We start from the raw sequence: 26,023 nt of genomic DNA, 5'->3' as shown, positions 1-26,023 counted from the left end.
TTATTTTTAAATTTTGAGAGGTATTCTGGCTATACTCTCCCGGCTCAAGTTAGTTAGTTGGGTACAGCTTATTGGGTGTGAGGTTTATTTTAATCCTTTAAATTTCCGGAGACCATTTTATGCTTACTAAAGAGAAAGCCACAAATTCTAACTTAACCCAAGACTCTTTTATTTGATCTTTACCGTCTTTGTATTTAACTATTCTATATCGGGTTTTTTCACCGCGGAATCCTGCGATATTCGTTTGAATCCCAATGGATATTCCAAATTTAGGAAAGGGTCCGGTATCAAATGCTTTGGGAGTTTTTATTTCAACCAGCTTCATTCCCTTTTTCATTAAATCCTTTTTTATGTCCTCTTCAACTGCTTCTGAAGACACTATACCTATTGCACCTCTTTTCAACAACCAAACCCAGGCTATCAGAAAGGTTCCTATTAGTATGAATGATAATATTTGTTCAGGGTTGATGTTGTTCGCCAATTTTATCGGTATTGAAGATCAAGATAAAGTAAATAGTCTAATTCTTGCAGAAAAGTAAGATTTTGCTTACAGATTCTTTTGTAAACTGTAGTCTTTTAATTTACTTCCTTTTTATTCAGTGTAAAGTACGTTTAGATAATCTTTAGCTTCATCAAGTCTTTCAAATTCAATTTTCACCTCAAGACTGTCATTAAATACGCCATTAATTGATTTGTTACTAATTGTACCAGTAATATTTCTTATAAAGTCGTTAGCGGGAGGATTAAATACTGCTTTAAAAATGTCGTCTGTTATACTGTACCAGCCTAAGTAAATACTATCATTTATTGATAATCCAATTTGATTATTATGCTCCAGGAAAAGCATTGGATCGGAACCGTACTTACCTTTAGAATAGTTTATTTTAGTATGGTTTAATTCAAACTTTTTCAGCTCATAGCTACCTACTAGTTGGTTATTATAGTTTTCTTTTAAACTTTGGGCATAAATAAAATATCCCACTGGCAGAACTAAAATGTATAGGAGCTTGAGTTTATTTAAAACATTCTTTTCTGAAATATCAACAGATTGGATTCGCCCTCCTAATTCAATGAAAAATTTATATAAATCTTTTCTGTATTCAAGTAGAAGGATTACGGTGATAAGTAAATCAAGGGTTATGTGTTGAATTGCAAAATAAATATCAAATTCAATATTTAGAATGAAAATGTTTAGACAGACTCCTAAAGAAATTAAAAGAGCTATTAATCTGGTTCTTTTGAAAATAATTAAAATCCCTATTAGAAGCTCCATTAAACCGATGAACAAATTATAATTATAGGACCGGCCAAAAAAGGACCACATATGCTGGTATTTACTTAACTCAGCTAAGGGTATAAAGGATTCATAATGTAATACCCTGAATTGCATAAAGAGGATCTTAGGAATGGCAAAGCAGATCATCTTAATTGATAGATACCAAATTGCAAGTTGTTTAATTACATTCAAAACTTTAGAAGCGAGTTTGTTCTCCAAATTATTTGGGATTAGGTGGTTTTCGACTGTAGTTTACAATTTCCTGTTATAAGCAAGCATTAGTTATTAAATGTAGTCATGTCTGCCGACAGACAGGTGGTTGTAGCCTGTGTTGTGGAAGATTTATTTAATCTTCACACGTTCTTATAAATACCGCTCTACCATCCGAATTTGTAGCGTACTCTATCCCATTTTCATCGAGATATTTATTCTCTTTTCTTTCGGAAGTATGCCATTTAATATAACCGTAGTCGCACTTCCCCATATTTCCGTTTTTAAACTCTCTTTCTGCCAGTTGATTAATTTTGCTCCAGTACTTCTTGTTTGAATGAATAAAGAATATGGTCGGGTTAAATCCCTCCGGAAGGTTCGGCTTATAATATTTCTTAATACGACTTAAACTGGGATAACCAACACTATCTGTTATGGCAATTAGTCTTTCGGTAAACTTGTCATCAGAAGGGTGAATAAATTCTTCCCAAATTTTTTGTGCGATATCTGATTTAAAATTGGTTGAAAAGATATAATTCAGGCGATCCTGTTCGCTCTCCAGATTTTCAATACTGTCTGTAATCGCTTTGTTGAATGTCTTGTAAACAATGTATTCTCTTAACGCCTGATCATAATCATAGTTAAATTTTAGTTCTTCGACAATGGTATCTATTTGCTGCTCAAATCGTTTTTCTTTAAGTTCATCTTTATCTTGAGAATAGCATGACGATATGAGTATTCCAAAGATCAGAACTAACATTCTCTTTTTCATAATATTCAGGGCTTTTGCTTTTAAAAATGTTGCATAACGGTCTCGTATAACCGTCAGTTACGGGTTAATATGCGTTAATTTTCGGTTTGGCACTGACGTTTGCAATTCCGAGTGGATTCGGACGTAGTCGAATCCGCCGTAATTGCGGTTATACATTGTTAGCAAACGTATTTATTTCAAATATTATGTCAAATCCAGGATTCCAATTTTCAATTCCATTTCTTTCTACTTCGATTGGAAAGTTCCTATATGACCATTCTACATAGGTTTTGTCAATATTATATTTTGTCTGTTTTATAATTCCTCCTTTTATTCCGTTAAGCTTGTCAAAATTCGACTTGTAGAATTCATATTCCTTTCCTTTTATTTGATTATTAATTGCTGAAATGAAAAATGAGTTCAGACCGAGCTTTTTGTATCGTTCTTCTAATTCGGCAATTACAATCAATATTTTTGGCGGATTTTCTTTATTCCAATTTTTGTCAAATATGAACGTTTGACTTTCGCTTATTTCCTTAATCTCTTTATAAGTATGGTTTAATAATTCCTTTTTAAGGTTTGCTTGCCTTACAGGTTCGACTAACAAAACGTCTGGATTTTTATAAAATCCTTTTTGTTTAAAGTGTAAATCATATTCCGCTATAAAGTCCGATAAGAATACATTGAAAAAGTCTCTCGATGTTTTCAAGGAAAGGTTTGTTTTCGAGAAAAAACAAAAAACTTCAAATGTTTCAGATTCGTATTTGTTCATATGTTTGCTAACTTTCTTTTATAAACAACTTTCACAGTTTACCCGTTTACCCGTTTACCCGTTTACCCGTTTACCCGTTTACCCGTTTACCCGTTTACCCGTTTACCCGTTTACCCGTTTACCCGTTTACCCGCATAACCGCATAACCGCATAACCGCATTCCTACCTGCCGTTAGGCAAGACCGCATAACGGCATAACGGTATCACTAATAATGATCTCTCACCCACTCCAGGATAGGGGTCATTTGTTGTTTAACAGGTATGCTGGACCCCATATAATGGTTGTTCATAAAGCTAAAAATGAGGGTCTTTCCTGAATTGGTGACCAGGTAACCACTCAGGCAATAATTATTGGCCAGGGTACCGGTTTTGGCATGCACATAGGGGCCGCCTTCTCCGGGGAAATAATTTTTCAGGGTTCCCGAAACTCCGCCTTCGGGGAAAAATGTAAAAAGACGCTCGGTACCATAACATTTGTAAAGTTCATGGAGTACATGTACCATGGCGGTAGGGGTAAACAGGTTATATCGGGACAGTCCTGAGCCGTCAACCCAACGCGGCATGGTTTTCAATTCCTTTAAAGGGCCTTTCAGGATATAATTGATGGCTTTAGAAGGGTCAAGAGTGTCTCCCAGCATACCGGAAGCCTGTATGAGCAATTGTTCTGCGATAAAATTATCGCTTCTTTTCATCATTCTTTTGTAAACAGAATCGGCCGGAGCCCCGTAAATGGTTTGCCATTTACCCGGTAATAAGGTGTCTTTAATACTGATGCTCTTATTTAAGGCTTGCTCAAGTAAAGCCTTCACGGTAGTGGTGTCGGTATGAAAGGGTATTTCAAGGGTATCTTCCATTTTTCGGGTATGGATGTAGAAATGATTTGCGTTCTGATCCCGGTAATAATCAGGGCCCTCTTCGGTGATCTCTGTCGAGAATACCGAGGGGGTTATCCAGGCAGAGTCCTTGGTGACCCTTCCTGCCAGGGCCACATTACCGTATAAGGGAAGCTCACTTCTTTCCGCAGAATAATAGGCATCATAATCGGCCCATGACCAACCGGGACCAAGGGGCGTATCGTCCATCCTGTTTGCTACCCAGTAAATAGTGTCGAACCCTTTGATCAGGTCTAAGGATTTCTGCTCCTTAAAAACCGGGTGCAGCAGGGTGGGGTCTCCCGTTCCTCTTATATAAAGGGTGTCGCCCGTGTTTTGAAATTGCAGTTGTGGCAGTAATTCCGGCAAGAGCTCCATGGCTGTATACAAGGTAAAGATCTTTGTGTTGCTGGCAGGGGTAAAATACTTGTCGGCATTATGCCTGAAAAGGGTGTCTCCCGTTTCCGGATCAAAAATGAAGACTCCGGTAAATTGGTTGTCGAAGAAATCATTTTCGAGTTGAACGGGCAGATGTTTGGAAAATTGTTTTTGTGGATTAGAGCCACAGGATAGGAGAAATAAAAGACTGCAGCAGGCTATAAGGTATTTCATAAAGGTAGGTTGGTGATAAGGATAATTTAACATCGAATATAATTAATCTCTTACAATATGATAGAACTTAACTGCGTTATTAATAATGTAATGATGAAAGGCAATATGCTTGTTGTGAATATCACAAAAAAGCATAGTCAAAATTTTGTATTTCTCATTTTAAATGAAAAATATTATTAAATTTACAAAGTGATTTTTTCAATGGAAATGATCACGCCACCTAACTAAATACTTAATAATTATGCCGAGAGCTATGTTTGAGTACACCAAAACGGTCCTTCAAAAGGTAAGTTTTGATGTTCAGCTCTTCAAGAAGGAGTTGGAGAAGGCCGTAAAAAGACTGTTACCCCACGAATTGGACGAACTTAAAATTTGGTTGATCCAATACATACAGGGGAAGCCTGAACTTTCAAAATGTTTAATTTACGTTCAATAAAAGAAAGCCGCGATAGCGGCTTTTTTATTTGTTGAGTGGACTTATGATCTGTACGTTTTGAAATGCAATGGCCCCTCTTACAATTCCTGAAATAGTTTCTTTCAAGGCTTCCGTGATGTGCATTTTCAATTCGCTCTTATGATAGATGATACTCACTTCTCTGGCAGGCTTTGGATCTTCAAAGTAGTAGAGGTTTGCTTTTTGTTTTTCTTTGAGGTCAAGCGTATGCAGGTAGGGTAGAAGGGTCATACCCATGCCTTCATCAGCCAGTTTTAACATGGTCTCAAAACTCCCGCTGGCAAGTTCGAAGGGTTTACCACCGGCTTCGTGGTTAGACTTGCAAAGATTTATAACCCCTTCCCGAAAACAATGTCCGTCTTCCAGCAGTAAGATGTCATCCAGGTTGAGATCCTCCACCTTGAGATTAGCTGTATTAGACAGCCGGTGGCTTTCCGGCACGTAGGCCACAAAAGGTTCGTAGTAAAGCGGACGTTCTTTAATATTGCTATTTTCCAGGGGAGTGGCTGCAATGGCAGCATCCAGGTACCCCTCTTCCAGCATTTCGATGAGGGTATCGGTATTGCGTTCTTCGACCTTAAGATTGATCTTAGGGTATTTTTTTACAAAGTTCTTTAAGAATAGTGGCAGCAGGGTAGGCATGATGGTCGGAATAATTCCCAGGCGGTATTCGCCCCCGATATATCCTTTTTCCTGGTCTACGATATCCTTTATCCTGAATGACTCATTAACAATATTCCTGGCTTGGTCTACGATCTTTTCTCCTACCTGTGTAAGTTGAATAGGCTTCTTACTTCTGTCAAAGATCAGAATATCGAGCTCATCTTCCAGTTTCTGAATTTGCATGCTCAGGGTAGGTTGCGTGACAAAACTCTTTTCTGCAGCAAGGGTGAAGTTTTTGTGCTCAGCCACAGCGAGAACATATTGCAATTGGGTTATAGTCATTTTCTTGGGTTCGGGTTAAAAGTTCCTCAAATTTAAGAAACTATCATGAAACCTTATGCCAAAACCCTACTCTATAATGGTAACTAATTGTATGTCAAAGAACCTGAAATGTAAAAACGCCCGAAAAGGGCGTTTTTAAGTGATGGCTAGTGGCTATTGAGTTTTAAAATTTCAGGGTGAGCTCAAGGTTTTGATCGGTCACTTCGAATTTGGAGGCCTCAAAATCGGGCGGCCCCATACTCATATCATTATTAGAGCAGGCCCAGCCTTCCTTCGGCATACCGGAGGGTTCAAAATCCATTTTCCCGTTACTGTTCGCATCGTGAAGGGCTATAATAGCGTAGTGTCCGGGAGGTACAGCCATAAAGGTGTATTCAGATATGCCATTGGTAATGGTTGATTTTGCACTTAGCACAGGTTTTGACATAAACCCCGTCTTATCGTATAAGGCGATCAGAATGGAGCCCTGATCATTCATAATGTTTTCCAGGGTTACTTTTACCTGTGCCGTTTCTCCGACAGATCCATCAGACTGCGCATGGCTTATTCCTGTAAAAAGTAAGATGGTTGCGGTGATGAAGAATCGAATCATAATGTTGTTTTTTTGTGATTGAATGGTTCAAATATGCGAAGCCTTACTCATGATTTATAATGATAGTTACTGAACTGTTGATTTTGAATGATGGACTGTAATGAAACCCTTTGTCAGCTACTTTTACCATGAAAATGCTGCCTCAACCGGGCCAAGCAGATAGAATACCTTCCTTTAAAAAGCATGGTGTTTACACAAGAAAGTCAGAAGGAAATATTCGGTTAGCAGTTCTTATTATCCGGGTATTTCAATGGCATGCAGACAGGTCAGGTTTCTGTACTTTATAGCGATAATTAGGTAAGAATGTAAGTGAATTCCCGATAAAGACCTTACCTTGCATCCGGATTTAAAAAAGATAACGGCCCGGCAGTAATTTCCTGAAATACCCTGGGCTCATGGCATACTAAACTGTGTAATATGAATGAACTATTTGGTTTTTGGTTGTTGACATTTACCTCATTTTTCACCCTTATTAATCCGCTGGGAACAATGCCGATCTTCCTTACCATGACGGCCGATCTCAATAACAAAGACAGGACTCGTACCGCTCAAAAGGCGAGCGTGGTGGCCTTTATTACTATTGTCATTTTTGCCTTTACCGGACAGCTGTTATTCAAATTTTTCGGGATCTCGGTAAATAGTTTCCGTATGGTGGGAGGGGTTATCTTTTTCCTGATGGGCATGGATATGCTCCAGGCTCGCCTGGGAAAGGTAAAGGTTAAAGATTCTGAGGTGCACGCCTATGTTGACGATATCTCTATAACCCCCCTGGCGATTCCCATGATCTGCGGTCCCGGTGCCCTGACCAATGCCATAGTACTTATGGAAGATGCCCAAACCATGGGCATGAAAGTGTCACTTATCATAGGGGTTTTAGTGGTTATGATAATTACCTACCTTATTCTTTACAGTTCGAGTAGGATCATAAAAATACTCGGACAAACAGGGATTAACGTGATGATGCGACTTATGGGACTGATCGTGATGGTAATCGCCGTTGAATTCTTCTTCAGCGGTCTGAAACCCATCCTTAAAAGTATGCTCAATTAAGGTAAGCGAACATGTTTTATTTTACCATCGAAATATTAGGAACCATTTCCTTTGCCATTTCCGGGGTACTTACTGCCATGAACAAGCGGCTTGATCCTTTCGGGATCTTTATTGTGGCCTTCGTAACTGCGCTTGGTGGGGGTACGCTGCGCGATCTGTTGCTGGGAGTCGGACCGGTAACCTGGCTGGTAGATACCACCTATATGTATGTGATCATGATCTCTGTGGTTTTTGCTGTGGCCTTCCGGGAAAAGATCAAATACCTTAGAAAATCATTATTCCTGTTTGATACACTGGGTATAGGCCTGTATACCGTAGTTGGTGTAGAAAAGGGAGTGGCTGCCGGATTAACCCCGGTGATGTGTGTGGCTCTGGGTACCATTACAGCATCTTTTGGAGGAGTTATACGCGACATTCTCTGTAATGAGATCCCGATTATCTTCAGGAAAGAGGTATATGCCACAGCCTGTATAGCGGGAGGAGTGTTTTATTTTGTATTGAAGGCGTTTCCGATCGAAAAAGACCTGGTTTTTGCCCTGCCTATTTTGGTAGTTATTGTAATAAGGCTCCTGGCTGTGCGCTTCAAATTATCGCTGCCCACAGTGTATCGTTCTGAGAAGGATCCTAATTAAGAATTCTCACCGAGTCAATAACTACATTTTGCATAGGCCATTCTCCGTCATCGGTAGGAACACTATTGATCTTGTCTACCACGTTCATTCCGGAAGTGACCTTTCCGAAGGCTGTGTAGTTCCCGTCAAGATGATAGGACCCGGGATCGGTAACCACAATGAAGAATTCAAAAGGCGATGCAAGTTTATGGGGGTTGTTTACATTATCACTGCTGGGCATTGATATGGTGCCTCTGTGGTGTTTAAATCCTTTTCGGGTGTCAGGAGGCAATAAGTAAGAGCCGATCTTACCGCGTTTTACTGCGGTAGACCGTAAGTCTGAATTACCACCTTGTATGATAAATTTGGGTACCACCCTGTGAAAATAGGTGCCATCAAAATAGCGCTTTCTTGTCAGGTAAATAAAATTTGCCCTGTGATAAGGGGTCTCTTCGTAGAGATCCAGATCAAAATTCCCCTTGTTGGTATAAACCCTTACTTTATCTTCAGGATGCTCTTTTTGGTATTCAAAGAAAAAAGGAACGGCATTCTCTTCAGTGAGGCGAAACTGTTCTTCCTCCTTTTTTTTCCTGGCTTCTTCCATTTCTGCTTTTTTTCGGGCAGTTTCCAGACTGTCTTCCACCTGTTGCTGTTCAATAGCCTTAGCGCCTTTTTTTTCGCCTTGACCATTCCCGCAGGCCGTTAGAAGAATTAGTAGTAATATTGCAGAGGGACGTAAGAATCGGTAACTCATGAATTTTGAAGAATTTCGCAATTTGATCCCAAAAATAAAAAATCTGCCCTTGCCCGGTATAGAATCACACCATAAAATGATTCCGCCGGAAAGGATTGGAAACATACGCAGGCCTGAAAATGCTTCGAAAACACCTCGGGAGGCAGCGGTTCTCAATCTTTTCTACCCTGGGGAGGATAAGGATGCCAGAATGCTTTTGATCTTGCGTAAAACCTACCGGGGTGTGCATTCTAACCAGGTGGGATTTCCCGGCGGTAAGGTAGAGGTCGAAGATCGAGATCTTGAAGATACCGCCCTGAGAGAAACCCATGAAGAGGTAGGGGTTGCCCCTGAAAAGGTTACTATCATCAGGTCGCTTTCTGAGGTATATATTCCCCCAAGTAATTTTATGGTGTATCCGTATATGGGGTATGCAGAAGAAAAACTGCGGTTTGTAAGGCAGGAAAGTGAGGTTGAACGATTGATCGAGGTGAGACTGGAAGAGTTTCTTTCAGATCAGTCTATGTTTTATCAACGTCTTGATACCTCTTATGCCAATGATATTGAGGTACCTGCGTTTCGATTGAACCAGTATACGGTTTGGGGAGCAACGGCAATGATATTAAGTGAAGTTAAAGAGATCATTAAAAATCTGAATTCCTCCCAGATTTTGTAATTTTGAAGTTCATTTCAATTAACAACTGGCATGGGGCTGCTAAAAAAGAACCCTTTCGGGCATATTCTCATTTTCAAAAAATGGCTCATTCAATTTGCGGGATTGATGACCCACCAACGGTACAGGGGGTTTAACGAATTGCAAATTGAAGGATCTGAGTTGTTCAATGATCTGCCCGATACAGGGGTATTATTCGTTTCTAACCATCAAACCTATTTTGCCGATGTGGTGGCCATGTTTCACGTGTTCAATGCCAGCCTGAGTGGGAGAGTAGACAGTATCAAAAATGTAGGGTATCTGCGTAATCCGAAACTTAATATATACTATATTGCCGCTAAGGAAACTATGAAAAGCGGCTTTTTACCTAAGGTCATGGCCTATGCGGGAGCTATTACCGTGGAGCGTACCTGGCGGGAAAAGGGGAAGGATATACAGCGGGAGGTTAATTTCAACGATACTGAAAATATTGGAATTGCACTTGAAGACGGTTGGGTGATTACCTTTCCGCAGGGAACTACAAAACCATGGAAGCCAATTCGTAAAGGAACAGCGCACATTATTAAGCAATACCGCCCCGTGGTGGTACCTATTGTGATAGATGGCTTCAGAAGGTCATTTGATAAAAAAGGTCTTAGGATCAAGAAGAAGGGAATTCTTCAGTCTATGGTGATCAAAGAACCCCTGCAGATCGACTACGATAATGAGACTGTAGAAGAGATCGTTGAAAAGATCGAATACGCCATAGAACAACATCCGTCATTCTTAAAGGTTATCCCGGAAGATGCACTTACCGAAATGGAAGAGCTTAATGAGGCCCGCAGATGGTCTAACAGACCTTAATAAGACACTTGTTCCGGGAGATAATGGGTTGAATTTTATATAAATTCATTCAACGGCAACCTAAAAACCGGTTTCCTTCTTTGCTTTATTTTCTATTACTGTTTGCTTTGATGAGTCTTGAGTTTTGATCAAACCTCCATCTTCTTGAGCTCTTTATAATTGCGATTCAGACGTCTCATTAAAAAGCCGTATAAAAGCAGATAGAAGATCAGAAACACCCCTATGATGAGTGCCGTCATTAACAGGCTGAGCCCAAAAAGGATCAGGTATTCCATAGGCTCAGTGGTACCAACGAATTTATCCCACCCTCCTTTAACATTTATAATGGTGTTTACCAAAATGACCATGGCAATAAATCCGCCAAGGATCAGGTTGATCATGATATAAAGACGAACCGTTCTTCTTGATTTCATGATGTTGTTCAACAGCTCTTTGACAGAAGAGGTGGTGTTGATCTTATTGTAGTTTCTGAAAAACTGGTATATAAAATAAATAAGTACCGGGTATACTCCCCATGAGAGCCATTCAACAAAAGCAGGTACCTCTACGTCCTGCTCAAAGGCAGGGTGGTAGAATACCGAAAACAACAACCCGAGAACAAGTTCAAGGATGCTGATAATAAAGATCCATTTTACAGCGGAAGATGATTTTTTGAGGATCATCTGGTAGATCTGATCGTACTCCAGGTGAGGAAGATTCTTTTCTTCCTCCTTCCATTGCTTTTTGAAAATATCGAGTTCGTCCATATTAAGGATTCAAAATAGTTCGTAGTTTGGTTTTAATGCGGTTCATTTTTACCCGGGCATTTACTTCTGAAATACCAAGGGTTTCGGAGATCTCCGCATAATTTTTGTCTTCCAGATAGAGAAAAACCAACGCTTTTTCAATGTCATTCAGTTGTTTGATCGCTTCATAGATAAGTCGTAACTGCTGTTCTTCTGTGTCGTCGTAATCTTCTGAGCGTATACGAAAGGCAATGGCTTCAATATCGGTCGTTTGCGGTCTTCGCTTCTTTTTTCTGTAAAGTGTGATCGCTGTATTCAAACCAACCCTGTACATCCAGGTACTGAATTTAGCGTCCCCTCTAAACTTCGGGTAGGCCTTCCATAACTGTATGGTGATCTCCTGAAACAGGTCGTTATGCGCATGTTGGTCATGGGTATAAATCCTGCATATTTTGTGAACGATGTTCTGGTTTTTCTCCAGGTCGTTCACAAATTTTTTCTCAAGTTCACTCTTCACTTAAAATGTTGGTTGATGGTTTCCTGTTGGTAGCACAAAATACCAAATTGTTACATGTATGAAAGAAAATTTTTATATAACAGATGAGTTTGCAACCCCTGTCTACGGTATTGGATATGACATTCAATGGTTTAGAGAATAAAAATAGAGGGAGAGGTTTGAGTTAAATCGTCTTTGCGAAACCTGCAAAGCAGGTTGTGGCAATCTCCTGAAACAGGAACGAGATTAATGACGAATAATAGTAAACTTAATAGTGGGCACCTTCCCCTGGTCAGGGGAAGGTGGCTCCGCTTTATGCGGGGTCGGAAGGGGTTGTAGGAGAGGACAATCTGAATCAACCCGCCTCGTCAGCGATTTTATCGCTGCCACCCCTCCCTGTCTAGGGTGGGGAGCCACATTTTTTACTTTTTCAAAAGAATATCTAAATCCGTCAGTGGTAGCTTTATGAAATAAAGCGTGGCAATCTCCTAGAATCAGGGGCGAGTTTCAGTTTGAGGAACGAGTTTCAGTGATGTGATGGGGAGATCGCCACACCCTGCTTAAGGCAGGGTTCGCGAAGACGATAGTTTGTCAACTGCCAACTGCATACTGCTCATTGCCTATTCATCAGCAGTATCCGTGAGTACAGGGCCTTTGGCGGCAACGGTCATAACTGTTTTATTTTTCAATACTCCTTTAATGATCAGAAATTGGGAAATAAAAAAGGTGGTAATGATAAGCATACCGAGCCATTCTGCCCGGTTGATAAAATGAAAGACGGCGGCTGAAACCTGGCTGATAAAAAACAGTATAACGCCTCCAAATACAAAATAGTAGCTCTGGGCATTTACCAGGGTATATCTCAGGTAGGCTGCCTGGGCACAATTCAGGAGAACAAAAAGAAATACGGAGGCCGGAATAAAATAATCGCCAACATACTCATAGAAAATATAAAGTAAGGTCATGGCCACCACAGATGCAACAATGATAAACGGAAAAGCTCTTTTGACTTGCAGGTCGGCGCATCGGTAAAACAAAATGGTATAGGCAATGTTGGCAACCAGAAAAAAACAAAATCCAACCAAAAACTTATAGACCGGCGATTCATACATCAAAAATACGCCCCCCAATAAAATGGCACCCAGGGCAATATGTATTAACCGGGGGTCGCAGGTGTTGTCTTTACTGTATTCCTGCCTGAAATGAAGGAGTAATAAAACGATCATTAAGGGTTCTATAACCGGACGAAGGAAGGGGGAGGGTTGGGCGTTTATCAAAATAAGATCTGCCAATAAAAGGCCAAAGTATACAAAGTAGAAAGTAAGTGATCCCATAGGCGTTCGGCAATGACGTAAAGTATGAAATTACTTAAAACATTGATAATAAGCAAGTTGAATCCAAGACAATCAATGCTTTTAAAGAAAAGTCTTTCAATGGCTGAGTTATGCTAATCCTTAATACACAAGGCGTACCGGCCCTTTTTACGCTTGAACAGCATCCTCCTCAAAAAAGCTCCTGATAAGAAAGAATTGAGCCAAAGCATAAGAGAACATGATCATTTGAGATGCATAGGGTATTGCATAGGTGAATTTGTTAATTGCCAGGAGGGAGTCAGAAAATAAAAAAAGCAAGGCGCCGCTAACGCCAAGGGTAAATGCAGTCTTAGTTGTTAACCCTTTTCGCGATAAAACACTGATCACCATGAGCAACAATATGATCATGTATAAAATAACATAGGCTTTTAGTGGTCCGAGGTCGTTTTGAATAAATAAAAATACTCCTACAGCATAAAGCAGAAGTGGTGCTGATCTTTTGTAATGCAGCGCGGTGGAGATCCCGTTCCACTTTAAAAATATCACGCAATAACATATGTGAGCTATAAAAAAAGATAGTAAACCGGGCAGAAAATACCCTTCGTAATTGAGAAAGCCATCACCTAAAAAGGAAAAGAAAAGGGCCAGGAAAAAAATGCGATCTCTTTTTCCGGGTAATGGAAAACGTTTGTAAACCAGCCATACCATGAGAGAACCTACAATAAGAGGCTTAGAGATCTCTCTGATCTCCATCCACTCAGGTATGCTTAATACGATCAGATCAAAAAGTACAATGAGCCCATATATAAAGGGAAACAGTGATTTGCTAATACGGTCTTTATCCGGTGATCCCTTCGAATTGTTCGTAACGGTTCTCTTCATAAAGTAGCTTGGTTTATCACCAAAAAATACGATCAGGAAGGCCTTGGTTTTTAAATGGTACTATGAAAATAATATTGTATCCTTGCAGCCCTGAACAAGATGACATCGTTCAAAACGAGCCTAAAAGTTCCCGCTATTTAGTAAAAAAATTCTGTAATTACAACCGGAATTTTATGAATTAAGTCGAAAGTATAAGATTATTTTTTGGTAGAATAAGAGTTTTGGATTAATATTGGTAGTCCCAATTAACCAAATTTTATTGTTGAACAGAAGTCTGTGAAGCCCAAACTCGCGGAAACAAGGTCAACAAGCCCTGAAAACCAAATACTTAACTATGAAGTCTAGAATCTTAGAATCGATCCTGGTACCATTTACCTGCGTTTTGTACCTCTTTCTTAAACACGATCTCGATTTTTTTGCACCCGTAAACATTGTTTTCTTTATCCTTTTACTAGGCGCCGGAACTGCGTTTCACTATTTTGTATGGAGAGCACTGGAGTCCCATGTTTTTGGCACGAATTCCTGAAAAAACAGTAAGTTCTATCACCGATTCAGTTTGTAAATGCATGCCTGATAGGGGTGTAGCCTGATGTACCCGGAAGGTAAGGCCTCGGGAGCTATATCATTGCTTATAAGGAGGACTCCCTTTTTAAAATCAAGGGAGGAAACAGGAAATTCCACCTCATTTGTTGAAAAGTTCAACAGCACAAGATATTGTTCGTTTTGATGACTGCGAGTGTAGGCATACACCTGCTCGTGATCTTTTTCCACAAGCTTGTACTTACCATAAGTGAGGGTTTTATGGGTTTTTCGCACCTTGATCATTTTCCGAAAATAATTCAAGACTGAATCAGGATCAGCTTCCTGAGCTGCTACGTTTAATCCGGTCTTATAATTTGGATTGACTTTGATCCAGGGTTCACCCTGGGTAAATCCGGCGTGCCGGGTATTATCCCATTGAACAGGTGTTCGGGCATTATCTCGACTTGCATCTTTCTCATTCTCCAGGAAGGCATGGAGGTCGTCACAATTGTGGGCTGCCTTATGATAGGCGTTCAGCGTATTGATATCACGGTAGTCTTCTATAGAATCAAACCTTATATTGGTCATTCCGATCTCTTCTCCCTGGTAGATATAGGGTGTACCCCGCATGCTCAGGCTAAAGGTTTGGAGCATAGTGGCACTGTTTCTCCAATAGGCCTTATCGTCATTGCCCCAGCGACTCACACTTCTCGGAAAGTCGTGATTGCATAAAAAGATACTACCCCATCCTTTTTCAGCAAATACAGCATCCCATTTACTGTGAATTTCTTTGAATTCGGTTAATTTCCAGGGATCTGATCGCATTTTAAATACTTCTCCCGGCGCTCTGTCAAGGGCTAAAAGATCAAAGTGAAAGAACATATCCAGTTCTTTCCGGTCTTCATCTACAAAATTCAAAGCCTGGTCAAGGGTCACCCCCGGGGCTTCCCCCACGGTCATTACGTCATACTTTGACAATACCTCCCGGTTCATTTCCTGTAAATATGCGTGCAGATGCGGGCCATTGGCATAATAGGCAATGAAATCGCCCTTATATTCAGATGGCAATTCGGGGAAATCAGTATCTTTAGAAATAAATGGGATCACATCCATTCTAAACCCGTCGATGCCCTTTTTAAACCAGAAATGCATCATGTCATAGACCTCCCTTCTCAGGGTTGGGTTTTCCCAATTGAGGTCGGGTTGCTTTGGTGAAAAATAATGAAGGTACCAGGCATTGGTTTGCCCGTCGTATTTCCAGGCATTGTCTTCCAGGTCAAAATAGCTCCATCGCTTTGGTGGGGTACCATTTTCTGCCGGCCACCAGTGATAATAATTCCTGAAGGGGTTGTCTCTGGAACTGCGGGATTCCCGGAACCATTGATGTTCATCACTGCTGTGATTGACTACCAGGTCCATAATGAGTTTGATCTCTCTTTGATGTAGTCCTTGCAGTAATTCATCGAAATCTGTCATAGTGCCAAACTCCTCCATGATGCTTCGGTAATCACTGATGTCGTATCCATTATCATCATTCGGAGAACGGTATACAGGGTTTAGCCATACCACATCAATACCAAGGCTTTCCAAATAATCTAATTTCTCTATAATTCCCCTGAGGTCGCCAACTCCGTCGCCATTACTGTCGTTAAAGCTCCTGGGGTAGATCTGGTAGACCACACTTTCTTTCCACCATTTTTGAGGGGTATTGTATTTCATAGGAATGAAGGTGAGTTTAGTTAAAGATCAAATACGTTGGTATATCCGTTGCCTTCAAGTTCAAAAAAGGAACCATCTACAAAGCGATAACTTTTTTCTATGCCAGCAAGGGTTTCCATGTCATGCTTGTTGAGAGCTATGGTTGCACTTTTAATGTTTTGCTCTAATCGCTCAGGGTTGGTTGATTTTGGTATAACGCAACAATCGCGATGAACATGCCAGCTGATGAGCACCTGAGCAGGAGTACAATGGTGATTTGCGGCGATCTCTTTAACGGCCGGAATGGCCATTAACCCGGGTTCATCATCTTTCTTCATGGCTGCCGGCCGGTCTCCTGAGCCCAGGGGCGAATAGGCTGTAAGGGCTATCTCGTTTTCAAAGCAAAAGCTCACCAAGGCGTTTTGAGGGAGGTACGGGTGCATTTCTACCTGGTTCATCACCGGCTTTATTTGGCAGGAATCCAACAGCGATTTCAATTTTTTAATACTGAAATTAGAAACTCCTATACCTTTTGTGAGCCCCTTTTCCTGGGCCGTTTCCATCATTTTCCAGGTTTCATTTACGGGAACTTCCTCCAGCGAAAGAAAGTCTTCTGCCTTTGTGGCGTTGATCACATCAGGTTTAAAGGCTACCGGCCAATGTATAAGGTATAGGTCAAGGTAATTTAATTGCAGATCGCTGAGGGTTTGTTCGAGGGCGGGGATCACCCGGTCTTTTTGGTGTGCATTATTCCAAAGCTTGGAAGTGATCCAAAGGTCTTCTCTGCTCACCACTCCTTCATCAAAGACCTGTTTAAAGGCTTCTCCGATTTCTTTTTCATTGCCGTAAATAGCCGCACAATCAATGTGCCGGTAGCCCATCCTGATCGCTTCTTTTACGGCTTTGCCTACTTCTCCCGGGGCCGATTTCCAGGTGCCCAGGCCGATGGCCGGAACGTCCAGCCCATTGTTGAGTGTAATGTGTTTCATGATATGGTGAATTAGGTAAGATCGGGTGTGATGAAATTACTAAAATTACATGGCCTTCCCAAAAAAGGGCTCAGTTTCTGGGGTGGTGCTTCAGGATGCTTTTTTTAAGGTCGCTCCGGTCCAGATGTACATAAACTTCTGTGGTAGTGATGCTTTCATGGCCCAGCATTTGCTGGATCGCCCGCAGATCTGCGCCTCCCTGTAAAAGGTGGGTGGCAAAGGAATGACGAAAGGTGTGCGGACTTATCTTTTTCTTTACAGAAGCCAGGGAGGCAGCCTGGCGAATAAGGGTGAAGATCATGGCCCTTGTAAGTTGTTTGCCTCTGCGGTTGAGAAAAAGTATGTCTTCATGACCCGAGGCAATATCCAAAAGAGAACGGCTCGAGGTCATATAGAGTTCAATGCAGTGAACGGCTACCTCGGTGATGGGTACAAACCGCTGTTTATTACCCTTTCCGTGTACCCTGATAAAGCCCTCTTCGAAGAAAAGATCAGACAGTTTTAAATGAGTGAGTTCACTTACCCGGAGTCCGCAACTGTATAAGGTTTCCAGGATGGCTTCATTTCTTATCAAAAGGGCATGATTGGGGTGGTGACTCCTGCCGGAAACCTCCAGGTCTTGCCTTTTCTGCTTGATGAAATCGATCATTTTTATGATCTCCTCCAGGCTGAGGGTGTCGGGTAATTTACGCCCCAGTCGTGGACTTTCCAGGAGCGATGTAGGATTGTCATCACGATAATTCTCGAACTGCAGGTAAGCAAAAAAGCCCTTAAGTGATGAGACCAACCTGGCCTGGGAGCGTGGTTTGAGTTCTTTGGCCTCCCGGTAAAGGTATTCCTGAATGGTCTCAGGCTTAATTTTTAAAGGTGTTTCGTTAGATTTTGATTCAGAAAGAAATACCTCCAGCTTACGCAGGTCTGATCGGTAGCTCTGAATCGAATTGTCAGATAAGCCCCGTTCCAGGCGCAGGTAGTTGGTGTAATCATTTAAGGCTGTTTCCCAGGTCATGGTTTAAATGTAATCAATCAAATGCAGATGACCATAACAGTATCTGTTGATGTCTATCTGACTTTATCGTGAAAAAAAGATAGGAGGTCTTATTTTTTGTTAAGGAGTACATTTTTTAGATTAAATACTATATATTTAACTTTCTCAAAATCTGACCTTTACCTCTTGTGTGAGTATAGGTTTATTTCTCCCTTTTGAATAAACTGTTGTTTTTAGTGGTGTCCTCATAACTACTCCCGGGTCTTAACTGTGTGGTTTGCTTTCTGTGCTTAACAACCTTGCAAACACCAACTATTATGAATCAAAATTACTTTGACATCTCATTTGGTGTCATCCCCCGAGCAGGTTCCCTCCATTCCTCTTTTTACTTGTTATTTGCAGCCATCCTCTTCTTTTTCTCAAATACGGCACTTTACGGTCAGAGTAAAGGAGGGAAAAATAATGAGATCATTGTTCGCACCTGCGTTCAACCTCTGGGTAATGGTATGTATTCTGCCAGCTTCAGCTATGAGAACCCTTCGAAAAAGGAGCAGGTGATCGAAAGACAAAACTCGAAGGTCAAGCTGAAAAACCAGCAAAGAGAGTTTCAGGGCCCCCATAAATTTAAGCCCGGCCTTCATAAAAAGGTTTTCAAGGTAACCTTTAGTGAAAAGGAGTCGGTTTCCTGGACGATCATGACGCCCAGTGGCAACATGAAAGAAGTAATCGCCTCTGCCAACTCTTCCAAATGTCTAGAAGATGATGGAGGGTTTATTTTTAATGTGGTGGGGTCGAATGATAAGAACACCGAAAAGCTGGGTAATTTTGCCCTGGCATATGCACTTGGTGAAGAGGGGGAAGACCCGTTGGATTTTATTTTTCAGATCGAAAACGGGCGGTTATTAGTTGAAGTAATCCCTGTTGCAGGCCAAATGGGCAATCTCATTCAGTTTCTCCAGTCTCAGTTTGGGTTAAGTTTTTCAGCAGGCGATTTTATAGTAGATCCGGGCATAGTGCTGTCTGAAGGTTACGGGGCGGTAGATTGCTTTTTAACCAGAGAGCAGTTACTTATACTTAATGATTCTGAACTGGTAAATTTTGCTGAGGTCATTCTTACACCTTTTACCTTAACCAATGAACCAACGGGGGTCGCCATTTCTGAGGGGGTGGCTGCCCATAAGGCGGATATTGTAAGGAATTCATTTGGAGTGGTTCAAAACGGGAGGGCTGAATTTGTAAGTGGAAAGGGAATAGGTATTTGTGCTTTTTCAGACACTTTTGACCGTGAAGAATTTACCGGCGAATTATCAAAGGCCCAGGTGAGCGTCATTAACGGAGACCTTCCGGGGTCGGGCAATCCATACGGACGCGCACAAGAAGTTGTGGTCTTTAAAGAAGGAGATCCCGGAGGTTCTGATGAAGGACGGGCTATGCTGGAGATCGTTCACGACATGGCTCCCGGGGCCAAACTCGGATTCAGGACCGGAACCAGATCTTTAAGAGATTTTGCCCAGGGCATAAAAGAATTACCTCCTGATATCACGGTAGCATTTGATGATATTACCTACCCTACAGAATCATTTGAGGGGACTTACAGTGTGGTTACAGCGGCTATTGAGGAGTTTCTGGCCCAGCCATCAGTAAGTGCGCTTAGCAACGAATCGCAGGCCGATTCTGAATTAATGCTTACTTCAGGAGAACGTTATTATTGCTCGTCGGCAGGAAATTTTGGAGGAAAAGGATTTCAGGGAATTTTTCAGCCCGGGGTGACTCTTCCTGATTTTGGGATCCCGGTAAATCCAGGGGTACGACCCCATGTTTTTGGAGTGAACGACGATGGTTCTGAAAATTACTTTCTTCCATTTACGGTAGATGGGCCGGGCTTATTTATGGTGGTTATTCAGCAGAACGAATCGTTTGCTTCTTTCAATAATGCTCAAGGAGCTATTTCAGATTTCGACCTGGTCATTACCGACAGCAGTGGCTCTGTTGAGGCTGTAGCACGTTTTGAAAATGGGGGTAAAGACCCAGTAGAGATATTTGTATTTCAGGCCATTCAAAGTGGTGAAGCTTTTATGTCGGTACTGGTTGAAGACGGAGTAAATTTTGCCGGAACGCCTTTCAGGGCCATTGCTTTCAGGGCGGCCGGACTTAATTTTTCTTCGGGTAATGTGCCTACCACTTCAGGCCATGCTGCCATTGAACCGGTGGTAACTGTGGGAGCCGTGAACCAGGCAGATGCCGGTGGTCCTAAAGCACAGCCTTTCTCCAGTTTTGGTGGGGTAACCAGCAGTAGTTTTAATATTATTCCTGATCTGGCCGGTTACGATGGGGTGGCCACCTCTGTTGAAGGCTTCTCACCTTTTTTTGGTACTTCCGCAGCGGTTCCACATATCGCGGGCCTTATAGCGCTTTTAGATCCGTTCTTAACTGCTTTAACAGCCACTTCTTCCGGGGATACCGTAGTCTCTGCTTTAGAAAATGGCGATCCCTTAGGTGAAGACCCCGGGGTTGTTGAACTGTACCAGGAGTTTGCAACCGGAACAGGAGATTTGTTACAAATTGGAGATGGACCTCCTGATGCGCTGAGTACTTTTGATTTTCTTGCTGCCAGGGCTCCGGTAGCCGAATTACAAAAGGATGATCTTCCTGAGCAGCCCGGTGCAGAAGAATTTCTGGCGACCCTGGTGGTTACAAACCTTAATGACTCTACCACGGTTAGTTTTGGCGGTCAGCTGCTTCCCATTTTACAAAGAACAGAAAACACCCTTTCATTCATAATACCCGAATTTGTAGGTAATCCGCCGCTTGTCGTAGAGAATGCCGCCAAATCTCAATCCGGGATAGAGGTGGTAACCGATACACTTTTTGTTCTCGACGAAGGGAAATTTGCCATCAATATTGCTGCAGATTCCCTGGCAGTATCATACGGACAGGATATTGATCTTACAGCAACTATTACAGGGTTGCCGGCTAATGAAACTTACGAGGGTACCGGTTTACCCGAGATCGTTTTCACCTCGGCAGCGCTTGATCTCTTGCCGTATCCTGATGCCAATAAATACCTTGTGATTCCCGGTTTTGCCACAGTACCTACAGAGGAGCAATTAGATAAATACCAGGTGAATTTCGTTTCCGGTTTGCTAACCGTTGAGCGAACAGACCTGACCATTGGCATTGAAGACGCTACCATTACCAGGGGAGAGGTGCCTATGCTGATGAATACCTATGAGATTGATCCCGCAGGAATAAGTGATCTTGACTTGTTTATAAGTACCCTGCGTACGGCACATGAGTCCAGATATTTTGAGGGCAATAATTATATATTGATCAACAGGCTTAGAACCATTGTGAATACCGGAGAGATTAAAGACTTTTTGGAGAACACCTCATGGATGGCCTCAGAGAACGTGTTTAAAAACAGACTCCGTACCATCGTGAACGGCTTTAATGTGATCGATCTGGAACCGGAATTATTTGAGGATTATTTTAACAATTATGATCCTGAAACCAATAGGTTAAGAACGATCATAAATCGTCTGAGAACCATCGTTAATGCAAAGGATCTCTTTGAAGGAAGGGTTGAGATCAATTTTCAAAACAGACTCCGGACCATTGTCAATGAGAGCAGCATAGGTGGAGAGGAAGATGAAGAAGATTATACGGAGGTATACGCCATTCTCGATGAAGAAGATGCCGAAACTGAAGCGGTCACAGAATTCTTTTCCGCCAATTTCATTTCCGGTTTAGACGTAACCACTCCTGAATCCGGACCGCAGGTTACCTTACCCGGACCCTTGCTGGCCCCTAACAGGGTTAATTTCAATGTGAGTTACACTCAGGGTGCCTTAAATATTCTTCCCTCGGTACTTACGGTAACTACAGGTGATGTTTTCCTGGAGCAAGGCCAACTGATCGGGGAGACGGCTATTGATTATACCATAGACGGTTTTGTCTATAATGAAACGGAAACAGACGTGTTTCCTGAAGGGGTTCAGTTTACGCTGCTGGATGAAAACGGTATGGCGTTTCAAACAGGAGATACAGGCTGTTTTGAGATCAATATAGAAGCACCTGAGAACTATCTCATTGAAAATACAGCCCCGGGTAAATTATATATCAATCCGACCGAAGGTAAAAAGATCCGGGCCTTTTTTGACTGTGTGCAGCTCAATACCGGGGCCGATAGCGACCGCTATCCTTTTATAGCGAACTTCAGGTATGAGAACGATAATGATTTTACCCTTTATGCCACCGGAGAAAATAATTTTATTGAGGCCGACGGGCAATTCTTAAACTCACTCCCGGTGGAGTTTTTACCGGGGGAACATTTCGTTCGAATACCCTTTGACGGACAAAGGCTCACCTGGACCCTCTGTACCTTTGGCAGCTGTAATCCTTCTTCGGTGACCACCGATGCTACATTGGAGTCAAACCGATGTACGGCCAGACAAATAGAGGATATTGAGACTTCCCTGTTTTCTGATTCGGGTAAAACATTAGCAGGAAAGAGTATTGAACTGACCGAAGAAATCATTGAATCAGAAGAAATAAGAGCATTTCCGAATCCGGTAAAAGATGTGCTATACGTTGATCCAGGCAAGGGAGCATTACGCTCAGTCCTCCTGTATGATATTACAGGGAAGTTGATGTACCAAAAAGTAGTTCCCGATACGGAGGGTTCTGTACCTCTCGATATTCCTATGGCAACCCTTACGAAGGGAATGTATTTTATGGAAATAATTACTTCTGACGGGAAAAAGAATTTAAAAATTGTAAAGGATTAAACTTCCAATCAATGCAGTTGAAAAATAAAATTTATAAAATTCTTTTGGTTTGCCTCCTGTGCATTTTGCCGGGTATGGGGTTTGCTCAGGAAGCGTCCGTGGAGGAGCTGCAAAAGAATATTGCGACTGCAAAGAACGACAGTATAAAAACTGATCTGTACAATGACCTTGCATTTCTGTATACTACCTCAGGAGATCTTGAACAGGGAAAAGCAACAGTTGATCAAGCCTTGAAGCTTGCTAAACAGGTGGAATACCCGGCAGGGGAAGCCGAAGCACTAAAAATACTGGGTATCATTTCAAGCTATCAGGATGATCGTTACAATGCCATTAATTACTCAAAGCAAGCATTAGACCTGTATCGCAAGCTGGGTGACACCCTGGGTATGGCTAATATGGAATCTAATATCGGAGCGTTTTATGTAGACATAGGCAGCGCCTTGGCCATTGATTATATCATTCCTTCCATTCAAAAAAGTGAGCAACTCAAAGATACGGTACGCATAATGAGTGCTACCCTGAACCTGGCAGCCTTCTATTTCAATAAAATGAAGCAACCGGAAAAGGCCGAAGAATATTTTAAACAGGCAAAAGCGTACCTGGATACAGGTTTTGAAGGGCAGGAAGATTGGAGTTTGAATTATCAGGCCTACCAGGGAGAGTTCGCCCTCTACAAGGAAGAGTATGAAGCGGCACTTGCCATCTTTGAAAAAATGCTGCCGGCAGAAGAAGGCGGACCCTACCATTCGGAAACACTACGTAAAATAGGAAGTTCTCTGTATGGGTTGAAACGAAACAGAGAGGCAGAGCAGGTCTTGGTGCAGGCCATTGAAGTGGCTGAGACTGCCCAATCTTTTGAAGATATGGTCTCGGCACAAATTCTTTATGGAAAAGTTATCAGAGAACGCAGTCCTCAACAGGCTGTAAATGTGTTTGAAGAAGCCCTGGATCTGGCTGCAAGCGGTGGATATTTGTACGAACTTGAACAGGTGCACCTGGAGCTTTACAATACCTACAGAAACATAGGGCAATATTCGGATGCCCTTCGTCATCATGAATATTATCTTGAATTGAAGGATTCTATTTTGAATATAGAAGTTAATGATAAGGTGCGTTATGCCCAGTTAAACTTTGACCTGGATAAGAAAGAAGACCAGATACAGATGCTTGAACAACGGTCAGAGATCGCCGATCTGCAGCAAAAACGCCAAAAGAGTGTCACCATAGCTACCATTGCGGTAGCGGGTTTGCTTTTGCTTCTGGTTTTGGGGATGTTTAACCGTTATAAGTTTATCAAAAAGGCTAATAGCCTCATTAATAAAGAGAAAGAACGTTCTGAAAACCTGTTACTGAATATACTTCCTGAAGAAACAGCCCAGGAGTTAAAAGAAAAGGGGAGTGTAAAGGCCAAACATTTTGATTCTGTAACGGTTATGTTTACAGACTTCGTAGGGTTTACCAAAAGCTCAGAAACCATGGGTCCGGAAGAATTGGTAAGGAACGTTGATTACTTCTTTTCAAAGTTCGATACGATAATTGAAAAGTACGGGTTGGAAAAGATAAAGACCATTGGCGATGCCTACATGTGTGCCGCAGGATTGCCCTTTCCCTCAGAAAATCACGCTCAGAAAATGTTGTTGGCGGCATTAGATATTATTGACTTCGTTGATCAGGTTAGAAACGACCCCAATGATGGCATACCGGGTTTTGAGATCAGGATCGGAATACACACAGGGCCGGTAGTAGCCGGAGTGGTAGGCACCAAAAAATTTGCATATGACATCTGGGGAGACACGGTGAACGTGGCCAGCAGAATGGAATCAGGGTCTCATTCGGGCCGGATCAATATTTCAGAAACCACCTATGACCTGGTCAGAGAACAATTTAAATGTACCTATAGAGGAGAGATCGAGGTGAAGAACAAAGGGATGCTCAAGATGTATTTTGTGAACAGCATAAAAGATAAATCCTTTGTCACAGAGGTACTTGAAGAAACGAAAGCCGGATAATTTCTTATATTTATAAGAACATTACTACTACATTGGAAGAAAATACTGTAAATAAAGAGGAAAAGGATAAAAGGGAGCGCCGCAATCTTGAGGCCCTTCGTGAGGTGGAGCCGGAGAATTACTGGGAGCAGATGGAGCGCCTGGAAAGGCTTATTCGGGCCTCTGAGTTAAAGGCCGGGATCATTTTTTCTTTTCATTCACTGGTGGTGGGAGTGTTCTTTGACCGAATGGAACATTTGTCAGAAACTTTTCACAATAGCCGAATCTTTATTATCTTAGTTATAATGTGGCTGCTTATCGTGTTTGTCTCTGTTTTCCATGCGCTGCAATGCTTTATTCCGAAAATGGAACTCAAATTCGATAAGAATGTTTTTTTCTTTAAAGATGCTGTGAATGCTTTTGGCGACGTGCATGAATACAGTAAGCAATTAATGGACACCGTTGCCGACCGGAAAAAACTGTTTGAACAGCTCGGACAGCAGATCTTTATTGAGAGTAAGATCGTTGAGACCAAGTTTCGCAGTGTAAAGAAAGCCATGAAGTATATGGGAATCAGTTTCATCTTTGTGGTTTTAATAATGATTTTATGGCTGGCCCAGCTAAAAGAACTATTGTAGACCCTATGAAGGGATATTTCAAATTAAGAAAAAGAGCGATCGAGATCCTTGATACTCAGCTGTCAGATAAATTGTATTATCACGGCGTTGATCATACTTTGGATGTACTCAAGGTGGTTGAAGAGTATATTACCAGGGAAGATCTTGACGAACGGGAAGCCTGTTTGCTGAAGATCGGTACCCTTTTTCACGATATAGGATTTACCGTTTCTAATGAAGACCACGAGAAGCATAGTGCTGTGATCGCAAGAAAGCATATGGAAGAACTGGAGTTCGCTGAAGAGGATATTAAGGTCGTGGAAGGACTTATTGCCGCAACGCGCATCCCTCAAAGTCCGAAGAGCTATCTTGACAAAATTATCTGTGACGCCGACCTTGATTACCTGGGCAGGGACGATTTCTGGCCTATAAGCAATAGTTTGTTTGATGAGCTGAAGGCCTTTGGTAAAATAGAGGATAAGCTTCAATGGAACAAAATCCAGATAACCTTCCTGCAAAATCATACATACCATACCGAGTTTGCCAAAACCCACAGGCAGCCCAGGAAAGAAGAACGAATTGAAGAGTTGAGAAATATCGTTAAACAGGGTATTAACGACTAAT

25 protein-coding genes are annotated in these 26,023 nt (G+C 41.8%); 10 read left to right on the top strand and 15 right to left on the bottom strand.

The window, feature by feature from the left end; all coding sequences use genetic code 11:
- Positions 1-97: 97 nt before the first annotated feature.
- The 5 genes from E7Z59_RS10320 to E7Z59_RS10300 form a co-directional block, all read right to left on the bottom strand.
- Positions 98-481 (bottom strand): hypothetical protein, encoded by a 384-nt coding sequence (locus tag E7Z59_RS10320; RefSeq protein ID WP_136336237.1) that lies wholly within the window; start codon positions 479-481, stop codon positions 98-100.
- A gap of 111 nt (positions 482-592) precedes the next feature.
- On the bottom strand, positions 593-1,495 hold the full coding sequence (locus E7Z59_RS10315; RefSeq protein ID WP_136336236.1) for a hypothetical protein: 903 nt from the start codon (positions 1,493-1,495) through the stop codon (positions 593-595).
- Between the two features lie 127 nt (positions 1,496-1,622).
- Positions 1,623-2,246, bottom strand: a complete 624-nt coding sequence (locus E7Z59_RS10310; protein WP_170226045.1) for a hypothetical protein — start codon at positions 2,244-2,246, stop codon at positions 1,623-1,625.
- 160 nt (positions 2,247-2,406) lie between these two features.
- Positions 2,407-3,009 (bottom strand): hypothetical protein, encoded by a 603-nt coding sequence (locus E7Z59_RS10305; protein WP_136336234.1) that lies wholly within the window; start codon positions 3,007-3,009, stop codon positions 2,407-2,409.
- Between the two features lie 206 nt (positions 3,010-3,215).
- A complete protein-coding gene (locus tag E7Z59_RS10300; RefSeq protein ID WP_136336233.1) occupies positions 3,216-4,493 on the bottom strand; it encodes a D-alanyl-D-alanine carboxypeptidase/D-alanyl-D-alanine-endopeptidase in 1,278 nt (425 codons plus the stop codon).
- A 241-nt stretch (positions 4,494-4,734) separates the two neighbouring features.
- Between E7Z59_RS10300 and E7Z59_RS15435 the strand changes: the two genes are divergently transcribed.
- Positions 4,735-4,929, top strand: coding sequence for a hypothetical protein (locus E7Z59_RS15435; protein ID WP_136336232.1), 195 nt, complete (start codon positions 4,735-4,737; stop codon positions 4,927-4,929).
- Positions 4,930-4,953: 24 nt separating this feature from the next.
- Here E7Z59_RS15435 and E7Z59_RS10290 read toward each other — a convergent pair whose 3' ends face one another.
- Complete coding sequence (locus E7Z59_RS10290) at positions 4,954-5,892, bottom strand: LysR family transcriptional regulator (protein ID WP_136336231.1); 939 nt, start codon at positions 5,890-5,892, stop codon at positions 4,954-4,956.
- A 163-nt stretch (positions 5,893-6,055) separates the two neighbouring features.
- On the bottom strand, positions 6,056-6,484 hold the full coding sequence (locus E7Z59_RS10285) for a DUF2141 domain-containing protein (RefSeq protein ID WP_136336230.1): 429 nt from the start codon (positions 6,482-6,484) through the stop codon (positions 6,056-6,058).
- Positions 6,485-6,901: 417 nt separating this feature from the next.
- Here E7Z59_RS10285 and E7Z59_RS10280 point away from each other — a divergent pair, with 417 nt between their 5' ends.
- Positions 6,902-7,534 carry a MarC family protein gene (locus E7Z59_RS10280; RefSeq protein ID WP_136336229.1) on the top strand — a complete coding sequence of 211 codons (633 nt, stop codon included), beginning with the start codon at positions 6,902-6,904 and terminating at the stop codon, positions 7,532-7,534.
- Positions 7,535-7,545: 11 nt separating this feature from the next.
- Complete coding sequence (locus E7Z59_RS10275) at positions 7,546-8,166, top strand: trimeric intracellular cation channel family protein (RefSeq protein ID WP_136336228.1); 621 nt, start codon at positions 7,546-7,548, stop codon at positions 8,164-8,166.
- On the opposite strand, the gene E7Z59_RS10270 is transcribed toward E7Z59_RS10275, so the two are convergent.
- A complete protein-coding gene (locus E7Z59_RS10270) occupies positions 8,159-8,899 on the bottom strand; it encodes a peptidylprolyl isomerase (protein WP_136336227.1) in 741 nt (246 codons plus the stop codon). The two genes, E7Z59_RS10275 and E7Z59_RS10270, sit on opposite strands and share 8 nt — an antisense overlap.
- Here E7Z59_RS10270 and E7Z59_RS10265 point away from each other — a divergent pair.
- Both E7Z59_RS10265 and E7Z59_RS10260 read left to right on the top strand, forming a co-directional pair.
- Complete coding sequence (locus E7Z59_RS10265) at positions 8,898-9,554, top strand: NUDIX hydrolase (RefSeq protein ID WP_136336226.1); 657 nt, start codon at positions 8,898-8,900, stop codon at positions 9,552-9,554. The two genes, E7Z59_RS10270 and E7Z59_RS10265, sit on opposite strands and share 2 nt — an antisense overlap.
- 30 nt (positions 9,555-9,584) lie before the next feature.
- Positions 9,585-10,394 (top strand): lysophospholipid acyltransferase family protein, encoded by an 810-nt coding sequence (locus E7Z59_RS10260; RefSeq protein WP_136336225.1) that lies wholly within the window; start codon positions 9,585-9,587, stop codon positions 10,392-10,394.
- Positions 10,395-10,522: 128 nt separating this feature from the next.
- Here the strand turns inward: E7Z59_RS10260 and E7Z59_RS10255 are convergent, their stop codons facing one another.
- The 4 genes from E7Z59_RS10255 to E7Z59_RS10240 all read right to left on the bottom strand — a co-directional run bounded on the left by E7Z59_RS10255 (position 10,523) and on the right by E7Z59_RS10240 (position 13,810).
- Positions 10,523-11,140: a hypothetical protein gene (locus E7Z59_RS10255; protein ID WP_136336224.1), complete on the bottom strand. Its 618-nt coding sequence runs from the start codon at positions 11,138-11,140 to the stop codon at positions 10,523-10,525.
- Between the two features lies 1 nt (position 11,141).
- Positions 11,142-11,636 (bottom strand): RNA polymerase sigma factor, encoded by a 495-nt coding sequence (locus E7Z59_RS10250; RefSeq protein ID WP_136336223.1) that lies wholly within the window; start codon positions 11,634-11,636, stop codon positions 11,142-11,144.
- Between the two features lie 599 nt (positions 11,637-12,235).
- Entirely contained in the window at positions 12,236-12,949 is a 714-nt protein-coding gene (locus E7Z59_RS10245) for a lysoplasmalogenase (RefSeq protein ID WP_136336222.1), read from the bottom strand.
- A gap of 147 nt (positions 12,950-13,096) precedes the next feature.
- A complete protein-coding gene (locus E7Z59_RS10240) occupies positions 13,097-13,810 on the bottom strand; it encodes a lysoplasmalogenase (protein ID WP_136336221.1) in 714 nt (237 codons plus the stop codon).
- A 334-nt stretch (positions 13,811-14,144) separates the two neighbouring features.
- Between E7Z59_RS10240 and E7Z59_RS10235 the strand changes: the two genes are divergently transcribed.
- Positions 14,145-14,336: a hypothetical protein gene (locus E7Z59_RS10235; protein ID WP_136336220.1), complete on the top strand. Its 192-nt coding sequence runs from the start codon at positions 14,145-14,147 to the stop codon at positions 14,334-14,336.
- A gap of 17 nt (positions 14,337-14,353) precedes the next feature.
- Here E7Z59_RS10235 and E7Z59_RS10230 read toward each other — a convergent pair whose 3' ends face one another.
- The 3 genes from E7Z59_RS10230 to E7Z59_RS10220 form a co-directional block, all read right to left on the bottom strand.
- Positions 14,354-16,051 carry a glycoside hydrolase family 13 protein gene (locus tag E7Z59_RS10230; protein WP_136336219.1) on the bottom strand — a complete coding sequence of 566 codons (1,698 nt, stop codon included), beginning with the start codon at positions 16,049-16,051 and terminating at the stop codon, positions 14,354-14,356.
- 20 nt (positions 16,052-16,071) lie between these two features.
- The gene (locus tag E7Z59_RS10225; protein ID WP_136336218.1) at positions 16,072-17,019 is read right to left on the bottom strand and encodes an aldo/keto reductase; all 948 of its coding nucleotides are present in this window, start codon (positions 17,017-17,019) and stop codon (positions 16,072-16,074) included.
- Between the two features lie 70 nt (positions 17,020-17,089).
- Positions 17,090-18,028 (bottom strand): site-specific tyrosine recombinase, encoded by a 939-nt coding sequence (locus E7Z59_RS10220; RefSeq protein WP_136336217.1) that lies wholly within the window; start codon positions 18,026-18,028, stop codon positions 17,090-17,092.
- Positions 18,029-18,324: 296 nt separating this feature from the next.
- Here E7Z59_RS10220 and E7Z59_RS10215 point away from each other — a divergent pair, with 296 nt between their 5' ends.
- From E7Z59_RS10215 to E7Z59_RS10200, 4 genes are all read left to right on the top strand, one after another.
- Positions 18,325-22,794, top strand: a complete 4,470-nt coding sequence (locus E7Z59_RS10215) for a T9SS type A sorting domain-containing protein (RefSeq protein WP_136336216.1) — start codon at positions 18,325-18,327, stop codon at positions 22,792-22,794.
- 74 nt (positions 22,795-22,868) lie between these two features.
- Entirely contained in the window at positions 22,869-24,803 is a 1,935-nt protein-coding gene (locus E7Z59_RS10210) for an adenylate/guanylate cyclase domain-containing protein (RefSeq protein WP_168731284.1), read from the top strand.
- A 32-nt stretch (positions 24,804-24,835) separates the two neighbouring features.
- Positions 24,836-25,420 (top strand): Pycsar system effector family protein, encoded by a 585-nt coding sequence (locus tag E7Z59_RS10205; RefSeq protein WP_242015673.1) that lies wholly within the window; start codon positions 24,836-24,838, stop codon positions 25,418-25,420.
- A complete protein-coding gene (locus E7Z59_RS10200) occupies positions 25,390-26,022 on the top strand; it encodes an HD domain-containing protein (protein ID WP_136336214.1) in 633 nt (210 codons plus the stop codon). Before E7Z59_RS10205 ends, E7Z59_RS10200 begins: the two co-directional genes overlap by 31 nt.
- Position 26,023: the final 1 nt, after the last annotated feature.

The organism is Robertkochia marina, assembly GCF_004799345.1.
Lineage (GTDB): Bacteria > Bacteroidota > Bacteroidia > Flavobacteriales > Flavobacteriaceae > Robertkochia > Robertkochia marina.
The sequence above is the reverse complement of the archived record's forward strand: the minus strand, read 5'-3'. Positions and strand labels throughout refer to the sequence as shown.